This is a genomic window from Metallibacterium scheffleri (assembly GCF_002077135.1).
GTDB classification, from domain to species: Bacteria; Pseudomonadota; Gammaproteobacteria; order Xanthomonadales; family Rhodanobacteraceae; genus Metallibacterium; species Metallibacterium scheffleri.
On the sequence record NZ_LDOS01000002.1, the window covers coordinates 1,481,491 to 1,499,039 of the forward strand.

Annotated in this window: 14 protein-coding genes and 1 riboswitch; of the genes, 7 read left to right on the forward strand and 7 right to left on the reverse strand. The window is 66.0% G+C overall.

The features are described 5' to 3' along the window. The first annotated feature begins 52 nt into the window (after positions 1-52). Genes crcB through Mschef_RS12010 form a run of 3 tightly spaced genes read left to right on the forward strand, consistent with a single transcriptional unit; the run spans position 53 to position 1,461 of the window. Positions 53-439, forward strand: coding sequence for a fluoride efflux transporter CrcB (gene crcB / locus Mschef_RS12000; protein ID WP_081128736.1), 387 nt, complete (start codon positions 53-55; stop codon positions 437-439). Between the two features lie 15 nt (positions 440-454). Further along, positions 455-805 (forward strand): DUF190 domain-containing protein, encoded by a 351-nt coding sequence (locus Mschef_RS12005; RefSeq protein WP_081128738.1) that lies wholly within the window; start codon positions 455-457, stop codon positions 803-805. Positions 806-837: 32 nt separating this feature from the next. Beyond that, positions 838-1,461: a histidine phosphatase family protein gene (locus Mschef_RS12010; RefSeq protein WP_081128740.1), complete on the forward strand. Its 624-nt coding sequence runs from the start codon at positions 838-840 to the stop codon at positions 1,459-1,461. A gap of 28 nt (positions 1,462-1,489) precedes the next feature. Here the strand turns inward: Mschef_RS12010 and Mschef_RS12015 are convergent, their stop codons facing one another. From Mschef_RS12015 to Mschef_RS12040, 6 genes are read right to left on the reverse strand one after another with little or no spacing between them, the layout of a single operon-like run. Beyond that, complete coding sequence (locus Mschef_RS12015; RefSeq protein WP_081128742.1) at positions 1,490-3,445, reverse strand: proton-conducting transporter transmembrane domain-containing protein; 1,956 nt, start codon at positions 3,443-3,445, stop codon at positions 1,490-1,492. Continuing rightward, positions 3,438-4,277 carry an NADH-quinone oxidoreductase subunit B family protein gene (locus tag Mschef_RS12020; RefSeq protein WP_081128744.1) on the reverse strand — a complete coding sequence of 280 codons (840 nt, stop codon included), beginning with the start codon at positions 4,275-4,277 and terminating at the stop codon, positions 3,438-3,440. The genes Mschef_RS12015 and Mschef_RS12020 overlap by 8 nt, the downstream gene beginning before the upstream one ends. 10 nt (positions 4,278-4,287) lie before the next feature. Next, positions 4,288-5,745, reverse strand: coding sequence for a hydrogenase large subunit (locus Mschef_RS12025; RefSeq protein ID WP_081128746.1), 1,458 nt, complete (start codon positions 5,743-5,745; stop codon positions 4,288-4,290). 8 nt (positions 5,746-5,753) lie between these two features. Then, positions 5,754-7,208, reverse strand: a complete 1,455-nt coding sequence (locus tag Mschef_RS12030) for a proton-conducting transporter transmembrane domain-containing protein (protein WP_081128748.1) — start codon at positions 7,206-7,208, stop codon at positions 5,754-5,756. Between the two features lies 1 nt (position 7,209). Beyond that, the gene (locus Mschef_RS12035; protein WP_081130001.1) at positions 7,210-7,890 is read right to left on the reverse strand and encodes a hydrogenase; all 681 of its coding nucleotides are present in this window, start codon (positions 7,888-7,890) and stop codon (positions 7,210-7,212) included. Positions 7,891-7,895: 5 nt separating this feature from the next. Further along, entirely contained in the window at positions 7,896-8,837 is a 942-nt protein-coding gene (locus Mschef_RS12040) for a respiratory chain complex I subunit 1 family protein (RefSeq protein ID WP_081130002.1), read from the reverse strand. A gap of 98 nt (positions 8,838-8,935) precedes the next feature. Continuing rightward, positions 8,936-8,998: riboswitch (Fluoride riboswitch) on the reverse strand. A gap of 105 nt (positions 8,999-9,103) precedes the next feature. Here Mschef_RS12040 and cfa point away from each other — a divergent pair. The 4 genes from cfa (at position 9,104) to Mschef_RS12060 (ending at position 16,232) form a co-directional block, all read left to right on the forward strand. After that, positions 9,104-10,225, forward strand: a complete 1,122-nt coding sequence (gene cfa / locus Mschef_RS12045; RefSeq protein WP_081128750.1) for a cyclopropane fatty acyl phospholipid synthase — start codon at positions 9,104-9,106, stop codon at positions 10,223-10,225. Between the two features lie 166 nt (positions 10,226-10,391). Then, a complete protein-coding gene (locus Mschef_RS12050) occupies positions 10,392-11,537 on the forward strand; it encodes an efflux RND transporter periplasmic adaptor subunit (protein WP_081128752.1) in 1,146 nt (381 codons plus the stop codon). Positions 11,538-11,549: 12 nt separating this feature from the next. Beyond that, positions 11,550-14,681: an efflux RND transporter permease subunit gene (locus Mschef_RS12055; protein WP_081128754.1), complete on the forward strand. Its 3,132-nt coding sequence runs from the start codon at positions 11,550-11,552 to the stop codon at positions 14,679-14,681. Between the two features lie 453 nt (positions 14,682-15,134). Further along, positions 15,135-16,232: a YeiH family protein gene (locus tag Mschef_RS12060; RefSeq protein WP_081128756.1), complete on the forward strand. Its 1,098-nt coding sequence runs from the start codon at positions 15,135-15,137 to the stop codon at positions 16,230-16,232. Between the two features lie 65 nt (positions 16,233-16,297). On the opposite strand, the gene Mschef_RS12065 is transcribed toward Mschef_RS12060, so the two are convergent. Continuing rightward, positions 16,298-17,464 (reverse strand): acyl-CoA dehydrogenase family protein, encoded by a 1,167-nt coding sequence (locus tag Mschef_RS12065; protein WP_081128758.1) that lies wholly within the window; start codon positions 17,462-17,464, stop codon positions 16,298-16,300. Positions 17,465-17,549 lie beyond the last annotated feature (85 nt).

Consider the following 17,549-nt stretch of genomic DNA (forward strand, 5'->3'; position numbering starts at 1 on the left):
AGGTTTTGTTGTGGGCGTGTCGAAACAAGCAAACACCTTGCCGAGGAGCGTGATGAACCCGTCTGTACTTGCCGGTATCGGTATCGGCGCCGTACTCGGAGCCTGGCTGCGCTATGGCTTCGCCTTGATGCTCAACCCGCTGTTCCCCACGCTGCCACTGGGCACCGTCGCCGCCAATCTGCTGGGCGGTTTCCTGATGGGCATCGCGATCAGCAATTTCCCGCCTTACATGGGCCTGCCGGTGGAACTGCGCCTGGCCTTCGCTACCGGCTTCCTTGGCGGCCTGACCACGTTTTCCACGTTCGACGCTGAGTCGGTGACGCTGTGGATGCGCGGACAATGGGGCTGGGCCATGGCGCATATGGGCGTGCATGTGCTGGGCGGCATCGGGTTCTGCCTGGCCGGTATCGGGCTGGGCCGTTTGCTGACACGTCACTGAGAGGAGACAAACTCCATGATCGGATGTGCGTTGCGCTTTTACATGCATGAAAACCAGAAGCACCAAGGCAAGCTGGTCTACGAATGGCTGCTGGAGCAGGCCAAACGCCGCGGCATCCATGGCGGCTCGGCGTTCCGCGCCATCGCCGGCTTCGGGCGTCATGGACAACTGCACGAGCAGGCGTTTTTCGAGATGGCGGCCAACCTCACCGTGCTGGTCGAATTCGTGGTGAGCAAGGACGAGGCCGATGCGCTCATCGCGCTGGCCGAGGAGGACAAGGCGCCGTTGTTCTGGAGCCGCGCGCCGGTCGAATTCGGCAATACCGTGCCGCATGCCCAGCGGCCACCACCGCAGTCACCCGCTTGACCGCATTGCGGCAAAGTCGCAAGGAGTCCGCCATGAGTCTCGAACTGATCCTGATCCGCCACGGCGCAGTGCCCGGCATCGATCCGCCGCGCTTCCGCGGCCGCACGGATCTGGCGCTGACCGATCTGGGCAAGGCGCAGGCGCTGGCGATGGGCGAATGGGTGCGTGAACACTTCACGGTGACCGCGATCCATGCCAGCCCGCTGTCGCGCTGCATCGACACCGCCAACGCCATCGCCGGCCCGCTGGCACAACCGGTGCGCGCCAGCATGGACTTGACCGACTGCGATTACGGCCGCTGGACCGGCCTGACCCATCGCGAGGCTGCGGCGCGTGATCCGGAGCCGTTTCGCGCGTGGCAGCGCGACCCCGGCATCAACCCGCCGCCGGATGGCGAAACCCTGCGTCAGGTCGAAGTGCGCGTGACGGGCGCCGTGCACGCCATCCTGCGTCGCCACGCCGGCGGCAGCGTGGTGCTGGTCACCCACGACGCGGTGATCCGCGTGCTGGTCCTGAATCTGTTGCAGGCACCGCTGAGCCATTACGCCAGCCTGCGCCAGGACCCGACCGCGGTGAACCGGATCGAGGTGCGCGCCGACGGAGGCTATCGCATCGCCCTGCTCAACAGCACCGCGCATCTGTCGCGCGCGGCCTGAGCGCACGGCAGGTGATCACGCGCGCGCATCAAATCACGCCCACACCGAGCACGATGATCAGCAATATACCGATCAGTGCGAGATAGAGATTCATGTCGCCCGACTGCAGCACGACGATGCGATCCGACAGCCACCACACCATGCGCGTGAGCGGACGGAACAGGCGCGACTCGAACAAGGGCGCGATGCGCTGCTCGAAGCTGAGCCGGCGCACGAAATATTCGCGCTCGACGTGCTCGTGCTCCATGTCCAGGCGCGGCCGGTAGATGAAGCTGTAGAACACCTGCACCGCGTGCGAGAACGTCAGCGCCGTGGTGGCCGCGCGCGGCGACGGCGGATTGCCGCCAAACCACACCGGCGCGCGGCGCACGCCGTGGCGGCGCCTGGACCACAACGCCAGCGCGATCGGCAGCAGCGCCAGCAGCGGCATCACGATGACCAGCAACGTCGGCGAGATGAAGGCGAAGTGCGCGCTCAACGGCACCAGCAACAAGCCGCTGCGCAGTTGCATCGACGACTGCGCGAACCAGTGCTGCGCCACCGGATCCAGCGCGTACAGCCACCACGGCATGCCCACCGCCAGCGCCAACACCAGTGCGCCCAGCAAGCCCACGGCCAGGGCATGACCACGCGGTACTGGCCCGGTGTGCGCAGCGGGCGCGCCCTGCGTGCCCAGGCCGATGATCTTGACGAACGTGGCGTAGGCCAGCGCCGCGGTCAGCGCCAGACCGACGCCGCCCAGCGACAAGGTCAGACGCCCGGCCAGATCCGGCACCTGGAAGTTCTGGAACAAGGTCTGGAAGGCGAACCACTCGCTGACGAAGCCCGCCTGCGGCGGCATGCCGGCCAGACTCATGCCGGCGAAAACGATGCCGACGCCGTAGGTCCACAAGCTGGCGCGCAGCAAACCCGACTGCTGCAGCCGATACGTGCCACGCGCGCGATAGGCGCCATCGGCACCGAGCAACAGGGCGCCCTTGGACAGGCTGTGTCCAGCCAGATGCAGCAGGCCCACGATCCAGGCCAGCATGCTCAGATCGCCCAGGCCGGCACTGCGGAAAATCAGCGCGGCGCCGAGCAGCAGCGTGGCGATGGCGGCATTCTCGGCCGATGACAAACCCAGCAACTGGCGCCAGTCGTCGGTCTGCAGCGCATACAGCACCGCCAAAATCGCGCTGAACGCAGCCACCGCCACGGTGATGATGCCGAGCATTTCCTCCGGCGGCAGCCACACCAGCAGCGCGCGCGCCAGCGCGAACCACGCGGCGTTGAGCACGATGCCCGACAGCAGGCTGGCGCTGGCGCCGCTGCCACTGGCATAGGCGCCGGCGAACCACTCGTAGAACGGCAGCAAGCCCAGCTTGGCGCCGAAACCGATCAGCATCAGCAAGCCAAGACCGATCACAGCCGCGCCCGGGAGAGCGATCAGCCCCGCCGCGAATCCATCCATGGCCATGCCGCCGCCGAGCAGCGCGAAAGTCAGCCAGCCCGCGAGCAGCGCAACCGCGCCGACTTCCAGCAAGCCCAGCATCAGCAGCGTGGCATGACCGCCGTCGTCGCTGATGCCCAGGCGCTCGGACAGCAGCATCAGCGCGCCGCCCAGGCTCATCAACTCCCAGGCGATCAGAAACGCCACGCCACCGTGCACACCCATCACGCCCAGCGCCCCGAGGATGGCCGCGATCGCGCCCACGTACCACACGCGCAGGCGTGCCGCCGGACTGCCCAATGCCAGCGCCAATGTCGCCGGGATCGCGCCGAACAGGCTCAGCCACAAGCCCGCGCCATCGAGCGCGAAGTGCGTCGCGGAGACGCCAGCCAGACGCAGATGCTCGGCGCCGACCAGCGCACCCGCGCAGGCGATGATCAGGGCGATGCCACCGAGCACCGCCAGCACGCGGGTCAGGCCCGGCCATGGCAGCACGATGGCGACCGTGGCCGCCAGCAGCAGCGTCAGCACTGCCAGGGTGAACAGCTCAGCCATCGCGGCGTCCTCCGTGCAGATGCTGTTCGCTGCGCCCGAGCAGCAGCAGCAAGGCGTGCATGATCGCGGCCGGATTGGGCGCGCAACCCGGCAGATACACATCCACCGGAATCAGCCCCTGCAATCCGCTGCCGCCGGCGTAGCCCTCGCGCGCCATGCCGCCGCTGATCGCGCAGGCACCCATCGCCATCACCCACTTCGGCTCGGGCATCGCCTCCCAGGCGGCACGCAACGGCTCGCGCATCGGTTCGGTGACGGTGCCGGTGACCAGCAGCAGGTCGGCCGCGCGCGGCGAGGCAGTGAAGAAAATGCCGAGCCGATGCAGGTTGTAGAACGGATTCATCAGCGCCTGCAGCTCCGACTCGCAGCCGTTGCAGGAACCGGCATCGACATGACGGATGTGCAGGCTGTGCCTGAAACGCCGCGCGATGACGTTTTGCAGTTCCAATGCCAAGGTGTCGCGCGCGGGCGTCCCCTGTTGCGGGTCGAACCGCAGGTCGGCGCGCGCACGCACGGCCAGCGCCCAGTCATGGCTCGCCTGCAGCGTGCCCACGGGACACACCTCGACGCAGCGTTGGCAGGCGATGCAGCGGCCATAGTCCAGCGCGATGCCATGGCGCGGCGCAGCGTCGGCGCCACCGGGCACCTCGACCTGATGCAGCGCGTCGGTGGGACACGCCGCCACGCAGGCCGCGCAGGATTCGGCGCAAGCCTGCGCAGTGACGCGCGGCATGCCCTGCACGCCGTGCTGGCCGGCGGCTTGCGCATCGCCCTCGGGCCAGTCGCTGGTGGCGCGGCCGCGCGCGAGTCCGAAGAAAGTCCATAACGCCATGATCCGGTCCTCAGCGGTCGCAGCCGGCGATGGTGCTGCCGAAGCTGGCTTCATTGATGGCGTAATCCATCATGTTGCTGCCATGCACGGTGTACGGAAACACGCGCCAGTTCGAATACGAGGGCGATTTGATCTTCACCCGGGCCAGGCGCGCGTGCTGGTCCAGATGCACCACGTAGTACAACGAGCCGCGCGGCGACTCGGCCCAGCCCAGCCCGATGCCGTCAGCCGGCGCGGCGCACGGCGCATGCACCGCGCCGGCAGGCAGATCGCGCAGCAGACGCCGCAACAACACGAACGCTGCGCGCAACTCGCCGCAGCGCACGCGATAGCGCGCATAGGCATCGCCGTCCTGATGCAGCGTCACGACGGGGGGATGCTCGGCGTAGGCCGCATAGGGATGGTCGCGGCGCAGATCACGGTCCAGCCCGGAGGCCCGTTCAACCGGACCGGTGGCACCCTGATCGAAGGCCGCCGCGCGCGGCAACGGTCCGGTAGTGTGCAGGCGATCGAGAAAGGTCGACGTGCGTTCGAGCTGGTCGAGGTAGCGCAGACTCGCCGCTTCGAGCCTGTCGAGGCGCGGCAGGAAATCCGATTCCATGGCCAGATCGCGGCGCAGGCCGCCCGGGCGCAGCACGTTCATCAGCAGGCGCTGGCCGCACGCGCGCGCGGCCAGTTGCTTGGCCTGTTCCTCGAGCAGACGGCCCTCCGCCTGACCCACCTTGAGCGTGGTCGCATCCGCCAGCGCGCCGAGGTAATGCAGGTGGTTGTACACGCGCTCCAGTTCACCCAACACGCTGCGCCACGCGCGCGCGCGCGGTGGCGCCTGCACGCCGGCGGCGTCCTCGATGGCTTGGCAGAAAGCCAGCGCGTGCGCCAACGCGCCAACGCCGGAAACGCGCTCGGCGAGGATGACCGCGGCGTCCGGCGCGAGACCCTGGAAGCGCTGCTCCATGCCGCGATGCTTGAGAAACAAACGCGGCTGATAACGCAGGATGCGCTCGCCGATGTAGAAGAAGCGGAACTGCGCCGACTCGAACACGTCGGCGCGGATCGGTCCGAAGTCCAGTTCCTGCACGTCGTCGCCAGTGACTTCCGGCAGCACGTGCGGCGCCGGAAAACGCGCGGCGCCGTGCGTCAGCGTGAATGGCGCCGGCGCGTCCCCGCGTTCGATCACCAGCGGGAATGGTTCGGGGTGATTGAGCACGCCGACGCCGGACAGGTCCTGCATTTCGCGCTCGTACCAGCCCAGCAGAGGCACGTGCGCCGCCATGCTCGGCAAACCGCCGGGCGGCACATCCACGCGCCACAGCTCGAATGCTTTGCCGGCACCGGGCGCGGCGAGATAGCAAGCCTCGTCGCGACCATCGATCTGTGTCGCGTACACCATCTGCATGCGTCCGCCCTGCGCCAGCAGATGCTCGATGCTGCCGGGAATGTCGCTGGCATGCAGATGCAAAGTCAGCATGGCAGTGCTCACGACGTGGCCCCCAGCTGATGCGCGATCTGCGCGAACCACTGCGCGAACAGCGGCGGCCACCACAAACCCAATAGCAGCAGTGCGGCGACCGCCAGCAGCATCGGGATCCAGGTCATCACGCCGGGCAGCGGGCCGCTCGGCGCAGGTGCCTCGGTCGGCACGTACATCTGCCGGAAGTGGTTGAGGAAACCGATAAAGATCACGATCAGCAGCAACAGGAACAGGACCGCCACCCAGCGCGTGCCGCCGTGCATCCAGCCCGCCATCAACACGCTCAGTTCGCTGCGGAACAAACCGAACGGCGGCGCGCCGGTGATGGCCACCGCGCCGGCCAGCCACAGCCAGGCGAGACCCGGCATCGCCATCGGCAGGTTGCGCATCTGCTGCATGTCATGCGTGCCGTAACGATGCACCGCGCTGCCCGCGCCGATGAACATCAGCGTCTTGTTGATGCTGTGATTGAGCATGTGGTATAGCGCGCCGAACACGCCCAGCAGACCGCCGAAACCGAAACCCAGCGCGATCACGCCCATGTGCTCGACGCTGGAATAAGCCAGCATGCGTTTGAGCCCGCGCTGGCGCATGATGAACAGCGCGCCGACGACCAGCGAGGCCACGCCCAGCGCGATCAGGATGCGATGCGGCCACATCCCGTGTCCGGCGATGTCGGTGGCCGCGAGAAAGCGCACGATGCCCAGCATCGCGCAATTCAGCAGCGCCCCGGAGAGCATCGCCGACACCGGCGCCGGACCCTCGCTGTGCGCATCGGGCAGCCAAGTGTGCATGGGCGCGAGTCCGGCCTTGACGCCGTAACCAACCAGCGCCAGAAGAAAACCCAACTGCAGCAGCACCGCCGGCATCTTCGGCGCGATCGCATCCAGCGTCGACCAGTCCAGCGTATAGGTCGGCCCCAGCACGAACGTGCCGCCCCAGTACAGCAGCACCGTGCCCAGCAGCGCGATGCTGATGCCGCCGGAAACAATGATGATGTACTTCCATGCCGCTTCCATGCTTTCGGCGCGGCGCTCGTATCCGACCAGGAACGTGCTCACCAGGGTGGTCATCTCGATGCCGATCCAGTACACGCCGATCATGTTGGCCATGGACGCGGCGAACATGGTCCAGGCGAACAACGCGAACAGCGCGTAGAAATTGGGCAACCGTTTGGCATCCTCGCCTTGGCGCATGTAGTCCACGGCGAAGAACGAAGCCAGCAGGTACACCAGCGCCACGCACATCAGCACCCAGGCGCCGATGCGATCCACGTACAGCATCTGCTCGAAGTAGATGCGCGGCGCGGCCGCGCCGATCAGCAACAGGATGCTGACCGGAAAACACACCAGCGCAGCCAGCAGGTTGACCCATTGCATCAGCCGCCGCACCAGCAGCGACCACAGCACCGACACCAAGGGCGCCGTCAGCAGCACGATGATCAGCGTGGAGGCGCTCATCTCAACCCACCAGCTTCTGCAGCGCCTGGCTGCCGGTGGCACCGACCGAGGCCATCAGATACCTCACCAGCACCGCGAAACAAGTCACCGCGACGAGCAAATCGAACAGCAGCACCAGCTCGATCATCAGCGGCATGCCCGGCACCAGGATCTGCGAGCCGAGGAAAATGCCGTTCTCCAGCATGAGGATGCCGAGGATCGAGCTCACCGCCTCGCGCCGGATCGCCAGCATCAGGAAGCCGATCAGCTTGATCGACAACATCACCGTCAGCGCCAGCAGCACCACGCGCGTCTCGATGTCCAGCGCGTGGCCGATGCGATACGCCACCACCACGCCGAAGATCACCAGCACGGCACCCAGTACCAGCGCGGTGGACGGCTGCACGATCTCGTGCAGTTCGCGGTTGACGTGCAGGCGCTTGAGCACCCACAGCAGCATCAGCGGCAGCACCAGGCCGCGGAACAGCGCGGTCAGCGCGGCGACGAAGTACAACTCGGTATAGCCACCGGCCCAGGCCATCAGCGCCGAGAGGATCGCGATCAGCCACGACTGCACGGCGAAGGCCAGCATGTAGTCCTTGAGCCAGCGCGAGCCCAGCATCACGAACGACAACACCAGCGCACCGATCGCGATCAGACTGAAGATCGAGGCCAACAGCGGGCTCAGATGCAAGGCAACCATGGGCATCACCGGATCTGGTTGGCGACCATCGCCAACACGGCAAACACGAAGGCCGCCGCCAGTGGCTCCTGGTAGCGATAGAAGCGCAGGCGCGACTGCACGGTTTCCACGCCGATCACCGCACCAGCGATGATGGCGAACTTGAGCGCGATCGCGCCCAGCGTGCCCAGCACGCCGATCGCGCTGCCTTGCGCCGACAGGCCCCAGGGCAGGATGAACACGTTGGCGAAAATCGTGTAGAGGATGAACTGCTTCATCATCCCCGCCCACTTCAGCAGCGCCAGCAGCGGGCCGGAATACTCCAGCACCCGCGCCTCCTCGATCATGTACACCTCGATATGCGTGCTGGAGTGGATCGGCAGGCGATCGGTCTCGACCAGCAGCAGCACGAAGAACGCCGCCACCAGGAACAGATGCGCCGGGCTCCAGTACACCTCGGGATGCCGCACCAGCTCGTGGTTGACCACGAACGGCAGCATCGCCTGCGCCATCAGCGTGATGCCGACGAACACCAGGATCAGGATGGGTTCGGCGAGGATGCCGATCAGCACCGTGCGCGCCGACCCCATGCCGCCGTAGCTGCTGCCCGAGTCCATGCCCGCCAGGTTGATGAAGAACGAACCCAGGGTGAGGATCAGGCCGCCGCCGAGGATGTCGCCCATGTCCGACAGCGGCAGCGGATAGTTGGTGAGCACCGGGATCAGGATCGGCACCGTGAGCATTGCGGTGAACGCCACGAACGGCGCCGCCACGAACACCCAGCTCGCCGAATCCGGCAGCACCGTCTGCTTGCCGAACAGCTTGATCAGATCGCGCCAGGGTTGCAGCAGGCCGGGACCGGTCGCGCGCTGCACGCGCTCCTCGTAGCGCAGGATGAAACCCTGCAACAGCGGCGCTGCCAGCAGCACCGTGAGCACCTGACCGATCTGCAGCAGTGCGTCACGCATCCAGACGGCCCCATGCCGGAGCGGAGGTTTGGCGAACATGTTCCTTGTGCGCCGCTTGCAGCGTACTTCTGCGAGGCATGCCATCACTCCCGGTGGTGGGTCTCGTAGGAGTCATCAGCCCGTTGCGGGCATTTCAGGCGAACTCCATCGCCCGCGATTGCGTTGTGCTTCGATTACATGCCGCCGTGGGGAACTTGTCAATCGTGTTCAGCGTCTGTGCATTCAGCGATTACCATCCGTCCTAGCCATTCTGCAAGGAGCCCCCCGTGTCCTCGGCAAACGTGCTCAAGACTCGAGCTGAAACCTTGCTGCAATCCGCCGGACTGCGCTTGAACGGTCCTGACACCTGCGACCCGCAGGTGCATGACGAGCGCCTGTACGCGCGCGTGTTCGCGCATGGCTCGCTGGGTTTCGGCGAGGCCTACATGGACGGCTGGTGGGATGTCGCCGATCTGACCGGCATGCTCGCGCGCGTCATTGGCGCGCACATCGATGACCGGCTGCACAACCTCGACACGGTGCTTTCGCACCTGCGCGCGCGCTGGCTCAACCTGCAGCGCGGACGCCATGCCTGGGAAATCGGCAAGCGCCACTACGACACCGGCAACGATCTGTTCGAGGCCATGCTCGGCAAGCGCCTGGTCTACAGCTGCGGCTACTGGGCCGCAGCCGACAATCTGGACGCTGCGCAGGAAGCCAAGCTCGACCTGGTTTGCCGCAAGCTGCAACTCAAACCCGGCATGCACGTGCTCGACATCGGCTGCGGCTGGGGCGAAGCACTGAAGTTCGCCGCCGAGCGCTACGGCGTCAGCGGCGTGGGCGTCACCGTGTCCAAGGCACAGGCCGAGTGGGCGCAAAACCTGTGTCGTGGACTGCCGATCGAGATCCGGCTGCAGGATTATCGTGAAGTCCGCGAGACCTTCGACGCGGTGTATTCCATCGGCATGTTCGAGCATGTCGGCGGGCGCAACTACCGCACCTATTTCAAAAGCGTGCGCGAGTGTCTCAAGCCCGACGGTTTGTCCGTGCTGCATACCATCGGCAACAACGACTCGCCCAGCACGCCCGATCCATGGATCGAGAAATACATCTTTCCCAATTCGATGATTCCCGCGGCGAGCCAGGTGGCGACGGCGCTGGAGGGACTGTTCGTGGTCGAGGACTGGCACAACTTCGGCACCGATTACGACCGCACCCTGTGCGCTTGGAAGCAGAACTTCGATGCGGCGTGGCCGCGTCTCGCCGCGCACTACGACGGGCGCTTCAAGCGCATGTGGCACTTCTATCTGTGCACTTCGGCGGCGGTATTCCGCACGCGCCGCGACCAGTTGTGGCAACTCACGCTGTCGCCCAACGGCGTGCCGGGCGGTTACCGCGTGCCGCGCTGACTCGCCCTCAACAGCAGCAGCGACGGCCGCCAACGCACTTCGTCGCGGCATGACAGTTGCTCCGATGCGTCAGTGCACACGTGGCGATTGACCGCGGCCACGTCGAATAACTAAACTCACCAGTGCAATTGCCGCGACTGCCCCGACGCGGCCCAGGAGTTCATGCATGAAGCTCACCACTGCGCGCCTTGCCGCGCCACTGGCCGCCATCGTTCTGCTTGCTGCCTGCAGCAAGGGCCCTGCCCCGACCCCACCGCCACCGCAAGTGGATGTGATCACCGCCAAGGCGGTCGATCTGCCTGTCGTGCAGACCATGGTCGGGCGCCTCGCACCCACGCTCACCGCCCAGGTCAACGCGCGCGTGACCGGCAATGTGCTGAGCAAGGATTACCAGGAAGGCGGCGAGGTCAAGGCCGGCCAGTTGCTGTTCCAGATCGATCCGGCGCCGCTCAAGGCCGCGCTTGATGCGCAACTCGCCGCGCTGGCTCAGGCGCGCGCCAGCGCCACCAACGCGGAGTTGATCGCCGCGCGCGACAAGACCCTGGTGGGCCGCGGCCTGATCGCCAGACAGACCTATGACACCGACGCGGCCACGGCACGCACCACGGCCGCCGCGGTGCGGCAGGCCGAAGCCAACGTCGAGGCCGCGCGACTGAATCTGTCCTACGCCCGCGTCACCGCGCCCATCAGCGGCCGCGCCGGCATCGCCAACGTCACCGTCGGCGCGCTGGTCAGCGCCACCTCGGCCACGCCGATGACCACGATCGAGCGCCTCGATCCGATCTATGCCTTGTTCAGCGCCCCCTATGCGCAGGTCGCGCCCTTGCAGCAGGCCGAAGCCTCCGGTGCGTTCAAGACACCTGGCGACGCGCCCAGCGTGCATATCATCCTGCCGGATGGCAGTACCTATGCCGAGACGGGTCGGCTCGATTTCACCGACATGGCGGTCGACCCGCAGACCGGCGCGGTGCAGTTGCGCGCGATTTTCCCCAACCCGCAACGCCTGCTGCTGCCAGGTCTGTTCGTGACCGTCAAGCTCAGCGCCGGGGTCATGCACAACGTGTTTCTGATTCCGCAGGCGGCGGTGCAGCGTGACCCGCAGGGCGCTTACGTGTTCGTGGTGGGTGCCGGCGACAAGGTCGCGCAGCGCCCGGTCACCCTGGGCGAGATGCACGGTACCGACTGGGTGGTGACCCACGGCTTGGCCACCGGGGAGCGCGTGATCGTCAACGGCATCCAGAAGGTGCATCCGGGCGGCATCGCCATCGTGGCAGCGCCGCAAGCCGGGGCTGCACCCGGCACGGCGCGCTGAGGAGCCTGCGCCATGCCCAAGTTCTTCATCGATCGCCCGATCTTCGCCTGGGTGATCGCCATCCTGATCTGCCTCGCCGGCATCGCGTCGATCTACCGCCTGCCGGTCGAGGCGTACCCCGACATCGCGCCGCCCAGCGTGGTGATCAGCGCCAGCTATCCGGGCGCCAGCGCGCAGGTCGTGCAGCAGGCGGTGACCCAGGTCATCGAGCAGCAGCTCACCGGCCTGGACAATCTGCTGTATTTCAGTTCCAGTTCCAGCGCCAACGGCAGTGCCAGCATCACCGTCACGTTCGAGAACGGCACCAACCTCGATATCGCCGCGGTGCAGGTGCAAAACCGCGTGGCCGTGGCCTTGCCGCAGCTGCCCACGCAGGTGCAGGCGCTGGGCGTGCAGGTGAACAAGGCCAATGCCGGTTTCCTCGAAGTGGTGGCGTTGCGTTCAAGCAACCCCAACATCGACACCTATGCGCTGAACAACCTGGTGGCTTCGCAGGTGCTCGATCCGCTGGAGCGCATCCCCGGCATCGGCAGCGCCAACCAGTTTGGCTCGGAATACGCGATGCGCATCTGGCTGAACCCGCTCAAGCTGCAGGGTTACGACCTGTCCGCGACGGATGTGCAAAATGCCGTCGCCAGCCAGAACATCCAGACCGCCGCCGGTTCGCTGGGCGCGGCTCCCGCGGTGAAGGGGCAGGCGCTGACGGTGACGGTGAACGGCGAGAGCCGCTTCAGCACGCCACAGCAGTTCGAGAACATCATCCTGCGCACCAACAGCAACGGCACCACGGTGCGGCTCAAGGATGTCGCGAAAGTGCAGTTGGCGCCCTACAGCTACGGCTTCCTGAGCCTGTACAACGGCAAGCCGGTGGCCGGCATCGGCCTGCAGCTGTTGCCCGGCGCCAACGCGCTGCAGGTGGCCAAGGCCGTCGATGCCAAGATGGCGCAGCTGCAGCAGACCTTCCCGCACGGCGTCACCTGGTTCAAGCCCTACGACAGCACGACCTTCGTCAATGTTTCGATCGACGAAGTGGTGCAAACGCTGTTCGAGGCGATGGTGCTGGTGTTCCTGGTGATCTATCTGTTTTTGCAGAACCTGCGCGCCACGCTGATTCCCTCGCTGGTCGTGCCGGTGGCGCTGCTGGGCACCTTCGCCGGGCTGTATGTCGCCGGTTTCTCGATCAACATCCTCACCCTGTTCGCGATGGTGCTGGCCATCGGACTGGTGGTGGACGATGCCATCGTGGTGGTGGAAAACGTCGAGCGGCATATCACCGAGGAAGGTCTTGCCCCGCGCGAGGCCACGATCGTGGCCATGGAGCAGATCACCGGCGCGATCATCGCCATCACCCTGGTGCTGTTCGCGGTATTCATCCCCGCCGCCCTGCTCAGCGGCAGCGTGGGCGTGATCTACCGGCAGTTCTCGCTGACCATCGCCATCGCCATGCTGCTGTCCGCCACCATGGCGCTGAGCTTCACGCCGGCGCTGTGCGCCAGCATCATCAAACCCAACCAGCACGAGAACCGTTTGCTGGGCTGGTTCAACCGTTTGTTCGATCGTACCCAGCGCGCCTACATCACGCGTGTGCACCAGTCCATTCGGCATACCCCGCGCTGGATGCTGCTGTATCTGGTGCTGATCCTCGGCGCTGCGTGGCTGTTCACGCGGCTGCCATCGAGCTTCCTGCCCGAGGAGGATCAGGGCTACGCACTGGCCATCGTGCAGTTGCCGCCGGGCGCCACCATCGATCGCACCATCGGCGTGATGAACCAGATCAAGAACATCGTGGTCAAGAGTCCGGCGGTAACCGGCATGATGGAAATTGCCGGGTTCAGCTTCGTCGGCTCGGGCGAGAACACCGGCATGGGCTTCATCCGCCTCAAGCCGTGGGGCGAGCGCACCAAGGCGGACGAACAGATCGGCCCCTTCATGGCCTGGGCCAATCGCGCGTTGAGCGGTATCAAGGGCGCGCAGATCTTCGTGGTGAATCTGCCCACCATCCGCGGACTCAGCCAGTTCGGCGGCTTCGACATGGAGCTGGAAGATCGCGCCGGACTCGGCCATGACAAGCTGATGCAGGCGCAAGGCATGCTGCTGGCCAGGGCGGCCAAGACGCCATCGCTGATGGGCGTGCGCCCCAATGGTCTGCCCCCCGCGCCGCAATTGAAGCTGACCGTGGATCGCGTGCAGGCGGCCTCGATGGGACTTTCGGTCAGCGATGTTTATACCGCGCTGCAGTTGATGCTGGCGCCGGTTTACGTCAACGATTTCAACTACCAGGGCCGCGTGTTGCGCGTGTTGCTGGAAGCCGACGCGCCATTCCGCATGGGCCCGCAGGACCTCAACGACTTCTACACCGCCAGCAGCAACGGCAGCATGGTGCCCCTGTCCACCGTGGTGCACACCAAGTGGGAATTGGGCTCGCCTGCGCTGACCCGTTACAACGGCTACGGCTCGGTGGAAATCGTCGGCAATGCCGCGCCCGGCTACAGCTCGGGCCAGGCCATGACGGCGATGCAGAACATCGTCGACCATGATTTGCCCAAGGGCATCGGGTATGAATGGACCGGGCAGTCCTACCAGGAAGTCTTGTCCGGACAACAGGCACCCGTCCTCTACACCCTGTCGATGATCGTGGTGTTCCTCGCACTGGCAGCCTTGTACGAAAGCTGGACGATTCCCATCGCGGTGTTGCTGGTAGTGCCCATGGGCGTGCTCGGATCCCTGCTGCTGACTTGGCTGCGCGGCCTGCCCGATGACATCTACTTCAAGGTGGGACTGATCGCGATCATCGGCCTGTCGGCCAAGAACGCGATCCTGATCATCCAGTTCGCGCACGAGCTTCAGCAAAAGGGCATGGGCCTGATCGCAGCCACCCAGGAGGCCGCGCGCCTGCGCTTGCGCCCGATCCTGATGACCTCGATCGCCTTCATCCTCGGCGTGCTGCCGCTGGCGATCAGCAGTGGCGCCGGCGCCAACAGCCGCCACTCGATCGGCACCGGCGTCATCGGCGGCATGCTCGGCGCCACCATCATCGGCCTGCTGCTGATTCCAGTGTTCTACGTGGTCGTGCGCCGCCTCACCGGCGACAAGAGTGATGGCACCGAATCCACCGGCGACGACGTGATCCGGCCATTCGACTGAGCCGCGCGTGATGTTCCGGGCAGGGTCGCGGCCTGCCCGGATTCACTGGCAGCAAGGCATTGGCATCCGTGGTCTGCCCGTATTTCACCGCGATCATTCCGGCGTTCGAGATCCCCGCCACCGGGCAGTGCAGGCGCGGCATCCTGTACTGCACACGGCACCGGACAACGCGGCGCGGATCACCCGCGATCGCGGCAGAACGCACCAGCTTCACCGCCGCTCCCGTCTTCGCATCGGCAGCAAACCGGGCATGACAATCACGCGCTCAGCGTGCCCTCCGGCATGCTTTCGGTCCCAGGATCCGCGCCTGCACTGCGTTTGTTCTTCTGCTGGAGCGGCGTGATCAGGGCGCGGTCGATCATTCGCGCTGATCGAACCCATTAACAAACCGGACTGTGCCTGCTCGATATTTGCTTATATACAGTCGTGGCCCCTATTCGTGGAGTCCGCGTAATGTCAAACCCCCAGCCCGAGCATATCGATCCGGTCGAGGACGTGATCGAGCACATTCTCCCGGCCGACGACATCGAGCTCACCGCGCCCGAGCCATTGGCGCCGCATCCGCTGGTCGCGCTGGCGCCAGGCCTCGGTCTGGTGTTGGTGATGGCGCTGATCGCCTGGTGGCTGGGACATCTGGCGCCGCTGGTCGGCGGCCCGGTGATCGGCATCGTGCTGGGCATCATCGTGCGCAACCTGCGCGCGCCGGGCGCGGTGTTCCACACCGGCATACGCTTCGCCGCGCGCCAGGTGTTGCAGTGGTCGGTGGTGGTGCTGGGCTTCGGCCTCAGCCTGGGCACGGTGGCGCACACCGGGATGGCCTCGCTGTCGGTCACGCTGGTCACCATGACCGCGGCATTTCTGACCGCGTGGGGCCTCGGCAAACTGTTGGGCGTGTCGGGCAATCTGAAGACGCTGATCGGTGTCGGCACCGCGATTTGCGGCGGCTCGGCGATCGCCGCGGTCACCCCGATCGTGCGTGCCGACGAACACGAAACCGCGTTCGCCATCTCCACGATCTTCCTGTTCAACCTGGTCGCGGTGCTGCTGTTCCCGTTCCTCGGCCACCTGATGCATCTGTCCGATTTCGGCTTCGGCATGTGGGCCGGCACGGCGATCAACGACACCTCCTCGGTGGTCGCGGCGGCGTACAGCTACTCGCACGCGGCAGGGGACTACGCGACCATCGTCAAGCTGACGCGCTCGACGCTGATCATTCCGGTGTGCCTGGTCCTGGCCGTGATCGAGGCCTGGCGGCAGAAGCAGAGCGGCGCGCAGGGTTTCAGCCTGGCGCGCATCTTCCCGTGGTTCATCGTGTGGTTTCTGGTGGCATCCGGCGTGCGCACGGCGGGGCTGATCCCCAACGACTGGCAGCCCTATGTGGCCGAACTGGCGACCTTCATGATCGTCATGGCGCTGACCTCGATCGGCCTGTCCGCCGATCTGCGCCGCATGGCCGCCACCGGCGCCAGGCCCATCCTGCTGGGCACCGGCGTGTGGGCCGCGGTGGCGATCAGCAGCCTCCTGGTGCAGCACGCGCTGGGGCAAATCTAATAGCATCCGCTGCGCTTGCGCCACGCGCCGGCGCGGCAGTCCGCTGCGCGTGGCCGCGGCCGAATTCAGCGCAGTCCGGTCTCGTTGCGCGCGATCACCAGGCGCTGGATCTCGCTGGTGCCCTCGTAGATCTCGGTGATCTTGGCGTCGCGGAAATAGCGCTCCAGCGGCATCTCCTTCGAGTAGCCCATGCCGCCGTGCACTTGCACGGCCTGGTGGGTGATCCACATCGCCGCCTCCGATGCGGTCAACTTGGCCACCGCGGCCTCGGTGCTGAAGCGCCCGCCCGCGGCGCCCTGCTCCGCCTGCTGCTTGGCGAAAGCCGCGCGCAGCGTCAGCCAGTAGGCGGCCTCGAGTTTGCACTTCATGTCGGCGATTTTGGCCTGGATCATCTGGAAGCTGCCGATGGCCTGGCCGAAAGCCTTGCGTTCGCGTGCGTAATCCAGCGTGGCCTCGTAGGCGGCACGCGCCAGGCCCACCGCCTGCGAGGCGATGCCGATGCGCCCGGCGTCGAGCACGCCCATGGCGATCCTGAAACCGTGGCCTTCCTCGCCGATCACGTCAGCGGCCGGCACGTGGTAATCCTCGAACTCGATCTCGCAGGTGGCCGAGGCGCGGATACCCAGCTTGGGCTCGGTCTTGCCGCGGTGAAAACCCGCGCGCGCGGTGTCGATCATGAACGCGCTGATGCCGCGCGCGTGTTTGTCGGGATCGGTCATCGCGAACAGCAGGATGTACCTGGCCACGGGACCCGAGGTGATCCAGCTCTTCTTGCCGTTGACGACATAGCTGCCATCGCCTTGCTTGACCGCGCGACAGCGCATGGCCGTCGCGTCGGAGCCGGACTGCGGCTCGGTCAGCGCGAACGCGCCAATGGCTTGGCCGCTGGCGATGGGACGCACGTACTTCTGCTTCTGTTCCTCGCTGGCGAATTTCAGCAGGCCGTTGCAGTACAGCGTGTTGTTCACCGACATGATGGTGGAGTGCGCGCAGTCGGCGGCGGCGATCTCGATCATTGCCAGCACGTAGGAAATCGAATCCATGCCGGCACCGCCATACTGCTCGGGCACCTCGATGCCCATCAGGCCAAGCTGGCCCATCTCGCGGATGTTGTCCAGCGGGAACTCGCCTTTCTGGTCCAGTTCCGCGGCCACCGGCGCGATGCGCTTGCGGGCGAAATCGCGCGCCATTGACTGGATCGAGAGCTGGTCGTCGGTGAAGCTGAAATCCATGGGAGCCTCCGGAAAACGCTGCCGCGCGTGGCAAACGCGCGTTTGAAAAAGCACGATTGTAGCGCGGCGGCCCGCTTCCCCGCGC